Raw genomic sequence first — 12,126 nt, 5'->3', positions numbered from 1 at the left:
CCTCCCTCCCACGCAGCCAGCAGGTCGCCCACCGCCCGGTCGCGGGCGTGCCGCAGCCTGTCCCGCGAAAGCCCCGTCTCCTCCTGCACCCGCCGCGGCGGGACGCCGCAGGCCAGCGCATAGACCGCACGCCGCAGGCGCCGCCAGTCTCCGAGATCCCGAAGGGCATGCCGATGCCAGAGCTCGAGCACCTCGTCCCGCACCGCCACATCGAACGTGGACGGCGGAACCGCAGCCTCCCGCTCCGCCTCCACCAGACCGTCCGTCTCGCCGCGCAGCGCAGCCGTGACCCTCTGCCACCACGTGATCTCGTCCGGCGCCAGCCAGGCGCCCGGGGACGCCGACGGATACCCGGAGCGCGGCGGTGCCCTGTCCGCCGCAGCCGAGACCCTGACAGCGTGGCACAGCAGCCCCCAGATCACCGCGCCGCTGTCCAGCGTCGCATTGCCGTGGGCGTGGCGCTCCGCCAGACCCTCCTGCACCGCCCAGCGCCAGATCCTCTTGCGCCGCGCCCGCGCCGCCAGCCGTCCGTGCCTCGTCATGTGCGGCCTCCTCCAACCCGCGCCCGCACCACCATCCCGGCGGTTGCTGCCGCCTCGAGCGCCTCATCCACAGAGCGCACCAGCGCCCAATGATGGCCCTCTGCCAGCACACGCTCCCGGAACGCCTCCTGCGCCGGCGACAGCCGGCCCCGCGGCCCCTTGACCTCGAGAAACAGCACACGCCCCTGCGCCAGCACCACAAGATCTGACCAGCCGGCGCAGAGACCCATGCCGGACCTGATGCCCTGCACCCGACGCGCCGCAACGCCACCGGCCCGGTGCTCGTTCGGCGAATGATGGATGATCGCTCCGGGCAGCGCCACGCGCAGCGCGGCCACGACCGCCCGCTGGATGTCGGCCTCCCGCCCGGACAGCCCGGTCATGCCGCGATACCCCGCGCCTGCAGCTGCTCCGCGGTCACCAACCCGCGCGCCAGCATCTCCCGGGCAGCGCCGGGCGTGACCGCGCTGGGCGGAACGTAGCGACCCTCCGCGATGGCCCTGCCCAGCAGATCGAGCGTGTCGCGGACGCCATCCGGGAGCGGCCGCGCCGACTGCGCCGCAGGCGCAGAACATTCGCCACGACGCTCCCCGCTGATCCGCTGCGCCGCCCGCACCATGGCCGCGTCCAGGCCCTTCGGCCCCTGCGGCAGTTCCGGCACGTCCCGGGCGAACTCCCGCGCCACCTCGACGATGCGCCGGTCCGACAGGCCGAGCTGCCGCCACGCGTCAATGCGGCGCCCGAAATCCGCCTCGATGCGCCACCACCGCGTTTCTGCCAGCTCGGGCGCGCCCATCGCCTCGCAGATCCGCGCCACCAGCGCTGTGGCCGACGCCCCGCCTGTGTCCCCGCCTCCGCTGCCGCCTCCGGCCGGGCCGCCGGGGAGCGACGGCCCGGCCTCGCTGTCTTCGCAGCCTGCGCCGGTCAGACCGGGCGCGACGCCAGGCACAGCGCCGGACGGCTCGGCCTCGCACGCGCACGCGCGCACGCGCTCGTCGTCGTTACTGGTTAACTTACTGGTTATACGTGTGCCACAGCTGTGGCACACGGCTCCGGTCACGGATGGCACACGGCTCGGCTCCGACCCGTGTGCCATATTGGCACACGGCTCCCCGCTATGTTCCTCATCCGTTCCTGACCCGTGTGCCATACTGGCACACGGCTCCGACGGCGCCGCCCGGGCGAAGTCCGGCTCGAAGGCCAGCACGTAGCGCGTCGGCCGCTGGCGCTTCGTCCGGGGATCGATCCGCTCCTCGCGCCGGATCAGACCGCGCTGCTCCAGCTCGTCCAGATGCCGGTTCACGGACCTGCGGCTCATCTCGCAGTCCGCCGCCAGCTGCTCCTGGCTCGGGAAACAGCCGAAGTCCGGGTTGTGCCGGTCAGCCAGATACCACAGGACCAGCTTCGTGGCCGGTTGCAGACCGCGCTGCTGGATGGCCCAGTTGGTGGCGTGATGGCTCACGTCCAGTCCTCCTCGCGCTCCAGACGACGGCGGCACGGCGGCAGCCAGACCAGCTGCGTCGGCCCCGTCGCGCACAGATCCCAGACCAGCCAGCAGTAGGACGTCGCAGTGCTCGCCTTCGGGTCCAGCCGGCCGCGCACCATGGGCACCCGCTCCGCAAACTGCAGGACCGCCGTCGGCGGATGCCGCGCAAACAGCCGTTCGTGCCGCCCGACCCCCTCGAGGAACTGCGTCCGCACCAGCATGGCCACGCCCGCCTCGGACAAGCTCAGCGCATGGCGGATGAAACGCTCCGCAAGCCGGAAGGGTGGGTTGGTGATCGTCCAGTCCACGAATGGCCAGAAGGGCTCGTCGAGGTAGTCCGCCACCGTGTCCAGGTTGCCGGTGCCGTAGTCGTGTATGTCGATCTGGTGGACCTCGCCGAACGCCTCCGCCAGCGCCCGGGCCATGTGCCCACGTCCGGCAGCGGGCTCGCGACAGCTGAGGACGGACGTGGTCGGCGCCTCCGGTCGGCGAGACCCCGGCAGCAGCCTGTCGCAAGGGTTCTGCAGCCACTCCGTCAGCGCCCGCACAGCCCAGGGCGGCGTCGGAAAGTCGTCGAGCGAAGCCGCAGGCTCGCGCCGGCGCGCCATGACGGCCGGACCGCCGCGCGGCCGATCCGTCTGGGCCCGAGCACCGTCCGAGACCGAACCGATCATGCCGCCGGACCCCTATCGACACCCGGGAAGAAGTGCTCGGGCCGCAGGTCGATCCCGAGTGCTTTCGCGCGGGCGAGCACTGAGGGCTTGGCGTTGTCAGGAATTGAACCGCGTGCTTTCCAGCTTTGCACGGTCGATACGGGACGCTCGAGCAGGAGCGCCATGCGCCTCAAGCCCCCGAACTTTGAAACGATAACGTCGACGTAGCTCATGGGCGCATATGTTCGCAATAAGCGGACACAACGCAAGCAGAAAAATCATACAGACGCAAGCGACCAGAGTATGCAAGATGCGGACATGGTAGATGAACCCGAGATTCCACGCCGCCTGAAAGCTATCCGCGAACGCGCGCACTTGTCCGTGCGCGACATGGCGTCGAGGGTAGGCATGTCGACATCAGGTTACGCACACTACGAGTCGCCGTCGCGATTCAAGGCTCAGTACCTGCCGATGGAGATGGCCCAGAAAGTCGCAAGCGTCTTCGCCGGGAACGATGACGTCGTTGCAGAACTCATGGAATTGGCCGGGCAACCGGTCCGGGAGGGATCAGACAAAGACGAGTATCAGTCGCAGCGCCAAAGCGTGCCCGCGGCTTTGGTGCCGGTCTACAACGTCGAAGTTAGCGCCGGACCGGGCCGGATCGTGGACCTCGAGGAGCATGTGGCGAACCTGGCGTTCTCGCCGCGATACCTCGCGGAAATGACGGCCGCCCGCGGGCGCGATCTGGCGGCGATCCGGGTCCGGGGCGACAGCATGGAGCCGACCCTGCTCGACGACGACATGGTGATGATCGACCGCACCAAGACCAGCCTCGACTACGACGGCCTGTTCGTGCTGCGCTTCGGCGAGGCCCTGCACTGCAAGCGCGTGGGCCGCGGCAGATCCCGGACGACCGTGCAAGTCATCAGCGACAACCGCATCTACCCGCCGGTCGAAATGGACCGCTCAGAAATCGAGGTGGTGGGCAAGGTGCTCTGGTACGGAAGAAAGGTCTGATGACCATAGGCCCGCGCCTTGTCCGGCTGTCCGCCATCCGCCACCACTTGCTCTGCCGCAAGACCATCACCTCCGACAGCGGATGGCGGACCGACCATATCACCCCGCGCCACGGCCCCTTCACCGAGACGAGGCCGTGCCCGTCCGGCTGGCAGTGGCGCTGCCTCCAGCTTTCCACCGAAACTTCACGCAGGTACCGGGTGCTGTTCGAGGTCGACGCCAACCGTGGCAAGTGGAAGGCGGTGCTGGTGGGCATCCCGGATACCGGGCCGCCCACAGCGCTGATCCGCGTCGAGGATCAGCCGGGAAACCGCGGCGGCGGGCTGCATGTCCATGCGAACTGCGACCGAAACGGCGACTTGACTGGAGCCGAAAGCATCGACATGGCCTATACTCTGCCGGAACACGGGATGCGTCGCCGCAGGCGCACCGGCTGGACAAGAGCGCGGTTCTGCCACGTCGCAGGCCGCCTTTTCAGAATTGAAGGTCTGCCGCTGCAGGAGGAGCTCGACCTGTGATAGGACCGGACACCCTGACAGACAGCCTGCGCAGCGAGCTCTGCGCGCCGCTGCATGTCTCGACGGTGCCCGTCGGATTTCACATCGAGACGGGTTTCCGCCTGCCGGACGGGGACCTGCTGGATTTCTACCTCGTCCGAGCGGACCAAGGGCTATACCGGTTCGAAGATGACGGCACGACCATACCGAATGCCGTCGCCCGAGGCTTCGACCTGAAGTCAGCGGCCCGCGACGGCATGCTTCGCCACATGCTGGCGCAGGAGGGGGCCCACTACGACACCGACCTTGTCGTGCGAACCGACCCGGTGCCCGAGCGCGATCTCGGCGCCGCAGGGCTGCGGTTCATCAGCGCGCTGATCCGGACCCGCGACCTGTTCGTCCTGAACCGCGAGAACGTGGCCGCATCATTCGCCGATGACGTGATGCGCGCTATCGAAGCCTCGCTCCCCAAGGCCCTCCTAGCCGAAGCCGCCCCGGCGAACGAGCCGGGATCCCCGGATATCTTGCTGCGCCGCAGCGACACCGGGCTGAAGGCCGCACGGGTCTATGCAGCGGGCAGCGACCTGCGCCTCATGGACGCGCTGGTCGAGCATCAGGCCCGGCATGCCGGCGACTCGCCCATCGTCGCGGTCGTCGACCGCCGGAAAAACCGGGTGACCGAGCGCCGATTCAACCGGGCGACCAACCAGGGGCTGGCCATGGCTGTCGTCGACGATCAGGGCTACGATTGGGTCGGGCGGGTGTTCAACCTCGCCCTTGCCAAAGTGGGTTGACCCGGTCCGGCCGGTCGAAAGCACTGTGGAACAACGCAGTTATCAGACGCGTAGAAACGACGCGCAACGCTTGGCAATCTAAATGTCCGCAATATGCGTTGACATACGCACGATTGCGGACGATGGTTCATGCGTTGACTCCGAGCTGATGATCGCCATGACCACCACCATCCGCAGCACCCAGATCGAGAGCGCCGTCCGCGCGACCCTGCGCGGCGGAGCCCGGCAGGTCCGCGTCATCGTCGATTACCGCAACGGCCGCGTCGAGATCGAGGCCACGGCCGAGGCCGAGCAGCCGACGCCCCGGACCTTCGACACAATCGATTTCAGGGCCGGGCGGTGAAGCGCGCCGATTTGCCATACCTCCGGCGCAAGCGCGCGAAGGGCCGCGACTACTGGTACTTCCAGCGCGGACGCGACCGCATCCCGCTGCCCCCGCCGGACGCGCCGGACTTCCTCGAACGCTACATGGCCGCGAAGCGGGGCGTGTCGCCGCTGCCGGAGCCGGCCGGGCGCACCTTCCGCCGCCTGATCCGCGCCTATCGCGAGTCCGCGCGCTGGGCGCGCCTCGCTCCGCGCACAAAAACCGACTACGCGAAGATCCTCGATTGGGCCGAGTCGACCTTCGGCGACATGGAACCCTCCCGGATGGAGCGCCGCCACGTGATCCGCGCCCGGGACGAGAACCGCAACCGTCTGCGCTTCGCAAACTACATCGTTCAGGTGCTGAGCGTTCTCTTCGAGCAGGCCATCGACATGGGCTGGCTCACGCACAACCCGGCCAAGGGAATCAGCCTCCTGCGGCGCGAGGGCGAGGGGCCGCACCGTCCATGGCCGGCCGATCTGATCGAGACCTACACAGCGGCGGCCGTGCCGGGCAGCACAGCGCGTACGGTGATGGAGCTCTGCATCGGAACCGGCCAGCGCATCGGCGACGTGCTGGCCATGAGGTGGGACCATCTGCGCGACGGCGGCATCGAGGTGCGCCAGTCGAAGACTCGGGCGCGCCTCTGGATCCCGTTCACGCCGCGCCTCGCCAAATATCTAGCCACCCTGCCGCGGACGGGCATGACCATCGCCACCGGCCGCGACGGCCGGCCGCTGACCTACCACGCCGCGGCCGCCGAGATCATGCGCGTCCGGAAGGCGATGGGCGCGGAAGCCTACACGATCCACGGCTGGCGCTACACCGCCGCCGCCGAGCTCGCGGCCGCCGGCTGCAGCGACGACGAGATTCAGGCGATCACAGGCCACAAGGCCCGCGCGATGGTCGTGAAATACGCCGGACCGGCCCGGCAGCAGCGCCATGCCCTGACCGCCCAGCGCCGACGTCAATCCTCACATGAACCGGGAGACCCGCAATGACGACACCCCTCCACCGCTGGACCTCGCTCGACATAGCCGCGTGGATCCGCGGCGCGCCCCGCTCGGGACCGCTGCCGGAACCCGGCCATCACGCCCGCCCGCTCGTCAACGAAGGACACTCCATGCCAGCATTCAGCACCGAGGCCCTTGACTGGGCCGACACCGCCCCACGCAACCACCGCCGCGATGCCGCGCTGCGGCTGCCGCATACGGTTCCGGGCCTGTGCGGCCTGACGGCCAATCAGCGCCGCATCCTGCGGCTGCTGGCCGATCTGGATGCGCGCTGCCTGCCGGGCGGGACCCGGCTCCACCTCTGCACCAACCGGCGCCGCCTGCGTGCCAGCGCCGAGGCGATGCAGGAGCTATGGCAGCTGGGCCTCGTCAACGGTGCCGGCAGCCGCGACGCATGGGGCACCGGGAACACCCCCGCCAGCTCGTGGTGGTGGCTGTCCAGCGCCGGGTTGCAGCTGTTCGCAGACACGTCGCGGGGAGCAGCGTGATGCCAGGCATCCTGAACGAAGCGCTCCGCGCCTGCGTGGAACACACCGGATGGACCGAGCAGGAAGTCCGCAACGTGCTCGGCGCAGTCGTCGCCGAAACGCCGGATCAACTTCTCGACGCGCTGTCGGAGGTGATCGAATGGGCCGCGAAGATCGAGGCTGCCGCCGCGATGATTGCCGTAGCAAAGAAGCTGCCGCATGGCGTCCTCGAGATCCGGTGGACCGGCCAGGAGGCCGAGTTCCGCATCCGCCCGTCGTGCGACGTGCGCAAGACCCCGGAAGGCTGGGAGATCGATATGCCGGAGGAGATCCGCCGTGCCCGCCCCAGAACGTATCTGGCTGACCGACGGCGGCGATTATGACGCGCAGCGCAGACAGCAGCTGCTGGGCGATGATGATCTGATCTTGTGGTCCGAGCACAGGGAGGACGACGACGACACCGGCTACGTGCGCGCCGACCTCCACGAGCGCGCGCTGGCGTTGCTGCGCTAGGCCGCCTCGGAGCTTCGCGCGGAAGTGCAGACACTGGTGTTGTGCTCGTCCCTGCTTGAGCGCAAGGGCGACCGCTGGACGCCGAAGCCGGACACCATGCCGCGCAGCGATCTGGAGGAAATCCAGCCGTTGCTTGGCCTGATCCGGCGCATCGAAGCCGTCGCCGTCCGCCCGGCGGACAGCGTCGTGTGGATGGATCAGCTGCTGGACTCGAGGACCGGAGAATGAGCCCGCCACGCCAACCGTTTCCGATACGGATCGACATCCAGATCGACGATCCCACTGACCCGAACGACCGCGCAGCCGTTCTGGCGGTGATCGCTGTCCGTTTGTGCCGCGCAAGTGGCGACTGTGACGTGCCCGCGTCTCCCGCCGCTGATCTGATCCACGCCGCCGCCCTGCACACTTTTCACAGTCTGAAACCGTCTGAACCGCAGCTCACCGAGTTGCTGCAGCGTGCCGCCGCGTTCGCTGCTCAAGCAATCTTCGCAGCTGACGCCGGCACCGCTGCACCGGACCCCGAGCCGCCCGCAACGCGACACTGACATGCCGATCCGCGCCGAGAACCGCCACCGCTACCCGTCCGACTGGAAGACGATCCGCGCCGCGATCCTCGCGCGCGCGGGCAATCGCTGCGAAGGCAGCCCGCTCTGGCCCGACTGCCGCGCAGAGAACGGCCTGCCGCACCCGGTGACGGGCTCCCGCGTGGTCCTGACTATCGCCCATCTCGATCACACGCCGGAGAACTGCGATCCGGCCAACCTGCGCGCGTGGTGCCAGAGGTGCCACAACGCCTACGACGCCGCGATGCGGGCTGCCGGGCGCAGGAACAGGTTGGGTTGCTCCCGGGGTGAAGGGATGCCCCCGGGTCCAGTTCCTGAGCGCCTCACGCAATTCCAGCCATGGCATCAGCCGGATGCTTCCTGGTGCCGCCCCCTGACGCAGAGAAACGATCAAGGGCGCTGCCGGAGAGACCCGGAGACCGATTCCTTTTCTGAAGCGACGTCACAGCGGGATGAGCCCGTTCCTCAGCCGCACAGCGGCTCGGCTACTCATGATTGCGTCTTTTGGAAACAATCAACTCCAGATATATTTTAAGTTTCCTGATTGCATTATCGGGGCCATTCAATTGTGTCCGGAATTGGTCTTGATTGCGATATTTTTGGTATTTCTGGTTTCTGTTCGAGAGTGAGCATCGGGAGTGGAGAGAGCAAGTTGATAGGTTTATTGGGCGTCATCTGCCGGCGAGAATTAATCAGCCGGGAAGCTTAATTTTGGATTAAAGCGCGCTTCATTTCGATCATCCCGATTCAGGCTTGCGAAGGGCTCTCGAAGGCCCCGGCTCCAATTACGGACTGCAAACGCTCGAGGAGGCGTTCGCCCCCCTGGGCCCGGCGACGACCGGTCGCGCCGCGTATGCACGCAGAGCAAAATGAGATCAGGCGAACAGGGCGAACATGATGTCGTCGATCAGAACCGCCGGGTCGAAAACTCCATGGATGTCCAGGGTGCCTGCTGTCCCAAGATCAATAGCGAGACCCTTTTCGGTTACCCTCGAGGCGCTCAGCAGGTCAGCGACATCAGGCATCGCGCTGTTCCACGGCTGCCATGATATCTGGATCCGGTCGACCCCGTCCTCGAAGTCATGAACGATGTCCTTTCCGCCGCTGAATACGAAGGTATCGGCACCGACACCGCCGAACAGCCAGTCGTCGCCAGCTCCCCCGTCGAGCAGGTCGCGGCCCGATCCGCCATCCAGGAGATCATTTCCTGAACCTCCGTATTGCTGATCATCGCCCAGCCCGCCGTAGAGAAAATCGGCCCCATCGTCTCCACGAAGCGTGTCGCTACCCTTGTCACCGACAATGGTGTCGTTACCTCCCGCGCCCCTGATCGAGTCCGCGAACACGCTTCCGACCAGATTGTCCGCGAGGCCGTATCCTTCAATTTTCGCTCCAACCTGGTCAGATACGGCGACAATCATGATCGTCTCATGCGGGCTGAAGTTTAGCGGAACCGTGGTGAGGCCGCGACCGACGCTTATCGTGGAAACTCTGACCTCGGGCTCGCCCGAGGTCGAAGAGGAAACCTCGTAGACTGTAAGATGGTGGGCTGTCGCGGCGTCGCCCGAGAAGCTTAACACATCCGACCTCGAAGAGTCTGATCGGTTGGTCAGGAAGTAGACATTCCGCTCCGCAGATCCGAACGCGCTCGCATCGAGGCCGGAAATAAAGTCCGGAGCGTTGATAATTCTTAACTCCCGCAGATTGTCTGACATCATGTCAAATGCCAGACCGGCGAATGTCAGGCCATTATAGGTCTCATCACCAATTCCGGTATTGTCGATAAGCTTTGTATTATTGTTCTGCTGGACGGCCCAGACATTGGCGTGATCGACGCCAGCCCTGACCATTTCCTCGAACAATTTCACCATGCTATCAAACTGCTTGATCCCGAGCTCTGTGCGGTTGCGGCTCGATACATTCCATTCGGTGACATACCGATCCACCTCCTTGAAACCGCCCATGGATCTGGCGACAGCATTCCAGATCTCAAAAGGTTTGTAGGCCCAGCCCGAAATGCTCGTATCCGTTCCGTGAAGATATCGGTGGGTCAGAACACCATCCACTGCTGCCCGGGCACAGGGATCAGTGAATTGCTTCAGGATCAGCTCCGTTGCGGAGATGGTCGGTCCATCGTAATCCTCCGGGATCGGCTTTCCGGATGTCGAGTACCATTCCGCCGCGCCTCCGGGGCCTACCTGGACCACGATGTCCGGGTCAATCTTCGCGCCGCGGCCGTCGACCAGCTTGAGACTGTCGATCTCCTCCTGAACGATCCTCGCCATGTAGTTGGCGACACGTCCGTACTCGACCGGCGACATTCTGAACCCAAAAATACTGCTGTTATCCGCCCACCATTCGTTTCCGATCTCGAATGCTGCAATCGAACTGCCTTTGCTTGCTGCCTCAGCGATGGAATACCGGATGAAGGACCGCAGATCTCCTTCCAGGGAGGCGTTGATCGTCCTGAAACCTCCGGAATCCAGCTCGGTCGACAGGAAGCGGTATGTCGGCAGTACTACCGTGACAGATGCCCCGAGCGAAGCGGCATACTCCACCGCAGTCGAAAATCCTACGGTTGGCTCCTTCTGAATTCCGATGCCTAGAAAATTCTGCTGGGTGGAGTTCGGATTGGCGAGATCAAAATTGACCTCGGTCATCGTTCCGCCGGGATAGCGGATTGTCGGCAGGTTCACCTCACGCGCGAAGGCATCATAGGTATTCGATATCGAGCCGGCCGTTTGACCACCGTCGCGATTGAACAGAAAGTTTGCGCCGAAGAGATTCTGCGAGATGGCATCACTTCCGTAGGTGAATGCCGATCCCAAGCCAGGGAGCGCGATAGTTGCCATTTTCCCGTCCACACCCAAATATCTTCAGTTGGGTGAGGATAGGGTCATACATCCCTCGGGCGCCGTGGCGGCTCCGTGGCGTTATTCGGGCAAGGAGACAGGGCTTTAGTAAAGTTTGCCGTGAATGCGGCACCACGTGCTCCGACCCGAGAGGGCTGTTGCATCCATACTGACGGCTCTGTTGCACAAATCAGGTGAGGGATTCATCTCGTGAATCCAGCGTGGTAGCTGCGAGGCATGAGCAGACCCGCACCCCCCGCCTACAAGACCCGCAACTGGCCAGCCTACAACGAGGCGCTCAAGCGCCGCGGCTCGCTGACGATCTGGTTTGATCCCGCGATGACCTGGGACGCTGCGCCGACGGGCAAGCGCGGGCGCCGGCCAGACTACAGTGATGCCGCCATCCAGACCTGTCTGACGATGAAGGTGCTGTTCGGGATGGCGCTGCGCCAGACGACCGGGTTCGTCGAGAGCCTGCTGCGTCTGATCGGCCTTGATTGGAAGGTGCCCGACTTCAGCACGTTGTCGCGGCGTCAGAAGACCCTGAAGGTCAACATTCCATATCGCGGCTCGGACGGTCCGCTGCACCTGCTGGTGGATAGCACCGGGATCAAGGTCGAGGGCGAAGGGCAATGGAACGCCCGCAAGCACGGGGGCACCAAACGCCGGGTCTGGCGCAAGATCCACATCGGGATCGACGAGAAATCGCTGGAAATCCGGGCGGCCGAGTTCACCACGAGCGATGTCGGCGACGCCCCGATGCTGCCCGACCTGCTCGACCAGATCCCGCCGGAGCAAGAGATCGCCAGCGTCACCGCCGACGGCGCCTTCGACACCCGCAAGTGCCACGACGCCATTGCGGCACGAGGTGCCGCTGCGATCATCCCGCCCCGCAAGAACGCGAAGCCCTGGAAGCCCGACACCGCCGGGGCTGTCGCACGCAACGAGATCCTGCGCACCTCAAAGCGCGTCGGGCGGACCATCTGGCGACGATGGAGCGGCTATCACCGCCGAAGCCGGGCAGAGACCAAGATGCACTGCGTCAAGCTCCTGGGCCAGCGCCTCTCCGCGCGCGAGTTCGACCGTCAGGTCGCCGAGTTCCAGGTCCGTGTCGCCGTCCTCAACGGCTTCACCGCGCTCGGCACCCCCGTCACCGAAGCCGTGGGATAAGTCTGTCCGGGGAAAGGGGCAGCTCGGCCATCAGACGATTTGCGCAACAGAGCCCGTTCGAAGCACAAAACGGGAAAAGGGAAAACCGATGGGAAAACCGTTCCGCGGCAGGCTGCTCTGTTGTGGGCTAACCCTTTGAAGGGAAATGGAGGCGGGTACCGGAATCGAACCGGTCTACACGGATTTGCAATCCGC

At 65.7% G+C, this 12,126-nt stretch carries 17 protein-coding genes; 11 read left to right on the top strand and 6 right to left on the bottom strand.

Going from position 1 to position 12,126, the window contains the following annotated elements; all coding sequences use genetic code 11:
* From D5084_RS09515 to D5084_RS09495, 5 genes are all read right to left on the bottom strand, one after another.
* On the bottom strand, window positions 1–542 hold a 542-nt coding region (locus tag D5084_RS09515), incomplete at its 3' end, for a hypothetical protein (protein WP_155523128.1).
* A complete protein-coding gene (locus tag D5084_RS09510) occupies window positions 539–925 on the bottom strand; it encodes a VRR-NUC domain-containing protein (protein WP_128515259.1) in 387 nt (128 codons plus the stop codon). The genes D5084_RS09510 and D5084_RS09515, both read right to left, overlap by 4 nt.
* Window positions 922–2,004, bottom strand: a complete 1,083-nt coding sequence (locus tag D5084_RS18545; RefSeq protein WP_202910047.1) for a helix-turn-helix domain-containing protein — start codon at window positions 2,002–2,004, stop codon at window positions 922–924. The genes D5084_RS09510 and D5084_RS18545 overlap by 4 nt, the downstream gene beginning before the upstream one ends.
* Window positions 2,001–2,702: a methyltransferase gene (locus D5084_RS09500; protein ID WP_128515258.1), complete on the bottom strand. Its 702-nt coding sequence runs from the start codon at window positions 2,700–2,702 to the stop codon at window positions 2,001–2,003. Before D5084_RS09500 ends, D5084_RS18545 begins: the two co-directional genes overlap by 4 nt.
* The gene (locus D5084_RS09495; RefSeq protein WP_128515257.1) at window positions 2,699–2,914 is read right to left on the bottom strand and encodes a carph-isopro domain-containing protein; all 216 of its coding nucleotides are present in this window, start codon (window positions 2,912–2,914) and stop codon (window positions 2,699–2,701) included. The genes D5084_RS09500 and D5084_RS09495 overlap by 4 nt, the downstream gene beginning before the upstream one ends.
* Before the next feature lie 85 nt (window positions 2,915–2,999).
* Here D5084_RS09495 and D5084_RS09490 point away from each other — a divergent pair, with 85 nt between their 5' ends.
* From D5084_RS09490 to D5084_RS09450, 10 genes are all read left to right on the top strand, one after another.
* Entirely contained in the window at window positions 3,000–3,698 is a 699-nt protein-coding gene (locus tag D5084_RS09490; RefSeq protein WP_162302413.1) for a LexA family transcriptional regulator, read from the top strand.
* A complete protein-coding gene (locus tag D5084_RS09485) occupies window positions 3,698–4,216 on the top strand; it encodes a hypothetical protein (protein WP_128515255.1) in 519 nt (172 codons plus the stop codon). The genes D5084_RS09490 and D5084_RS09485 overlap by 1 nt, the downstream gene beginning before the upstream one ends.
* Window positions 4,213–4,989, top strand: a complete 777-nt coding sequence (locus D5084_RS09480) for a DUF1828 domain-containing protein (protein WP_128515254.1) — start codon at window positions 4,213–4,215, stop codon at window positions 4,987–4,989. Before D5084_RS09485 ends, D5084_RS09480 begins: the two co-directional genes overlap by 4 nt.
* 148 nt (window positions 4,990–5,137) lie before the next feature.
* Window positions 5,138–5,332: a hypothetical protein gene (locus D5084_RS09475; RefSeq protein ID WP_128515253.1), complete on the top strand. Its 195-nt coding sequence runs from the start codon at window positions 5,138–5,140 to the stop codon at window positions 5,330–5,332.
* Window positions 5,329–6,354 (top strand): tyrosine-type recombinase/integrase, encoded by a 1,026-nt coding sequence (locus D5084_RS09470; RefSeq protein ID WP_128515252.1) that lies wholly within the window; start codon window positions 5,329–5,331, stop codon window positions 6,352–6,354. Before D5084_RS09475 ends, D5084_RS09470 begins: the two co-directional genes overlap by 4 nt.
* 122 nt (window positions 6,355–6,476) lie before the next feature.
* Window positions 6,477–6,854 carry a hypothetical protein gene (locus D5084_RS09465; RefSeq protein ID WP_128515251.1) on the top strand — a complete coding sequence of 126 codons (378 nt, stop codon included), beginning with the start codon at window positions 6,477–6,479 and terminating at the stop codon, window positions 6,852–6,854.
* Entirely contained in the window at window positions 6,854–7,216 is a 363-nt protein-coding gene (locus D5084_RS09460; protein WP_128515250.1) for a hypothetical protein, read from the top strand. Before D5084_RS09465 ends, D5084_RS09460 begins: the two co-directional genes overlap by 1 nt.
* On the top strand, window positions 7,170–7,346 hold the full coding sequence (locus D5084_RS18365; protein ID WP_155523127.1) for a hypothetical protein: 177 nt from the start codon (window positions 7,170–7,172) through the stop codon (window positions 7,344–7,346). The genes D5084_RS09460 and D5084_RS18365 overlap by 47 nt, the downstream gene beginning before the upstream one ends.
* Window positions 7,347–7,370: 24 nt before the next feature.
* Window positions 7,371–7,574, top strand: a complete 204-nt coding sequence (locus D5084_RS09455; RefSeq protein WP_155523126.1) for a hypothetical protein — start codon at window positions 7,371–7,373, stop codon at window positions 7,572–7,574.
* Window positions 7,571–7,891, top strand: a complete 321-nt coding sequence (locus tag D5084_RS09450) for a hypothetical protein (protein WP_128515248.1) — start codon at window positions 7,571–7,573, stop codon at window positions 7,889–7,891. The genes D5084_RS09455 and D5084_RS09450 overlap by 4 nt, the downstream gene beginning before the upstream one ends.
* 893 nt (window positions 7,892–8,784) lie before the next feature.
* Here D5084_RS09450 and D5084_RS09440 read toward each other — a convergent pair.
* Window positions 8,785–10,761, bottom strand: a complete 1,977-nt coding sequence (locus tag D5084_RS09440) for a calcium-binding protein (protein WP_128515247.1) — start codon at window positions 10,759–10,761, stop codon at window positions 8,785–8,787.
* 237 nt (window positions 10,762–10,998) lie between these two features.
* On the opposite strand from D5084_RS09440, the gene D5084_RS09435 reads away from it, so the two are divergent.
* Window positions 10,999–11,931, top strand: coding sequence for an IS5 family transposase (locus D5084_RS09435; RefSeq protein ID WP_128515246.1), 933 nt, complete (start codon window positions 10,999–11,001; stop codon window positions 11,929–11,931).
* Window positions 11,932–12,126 lie beyond the last annotated feature (195 nt).

The organism is Tabrizicola thermarum, from assembly GCF_003574395.1.
GTDB lineage: Bacteria > Pseudomonadota > Alphaproteobacteria > Rhodobacterales > Rhodobacteraceae > Tabrizicola > Tabrizicola thermarum.
Note: the sequence above shows the minus strand (reverse complement) of the source record. Positions and strands in the feature narration are given on the sequence as shown.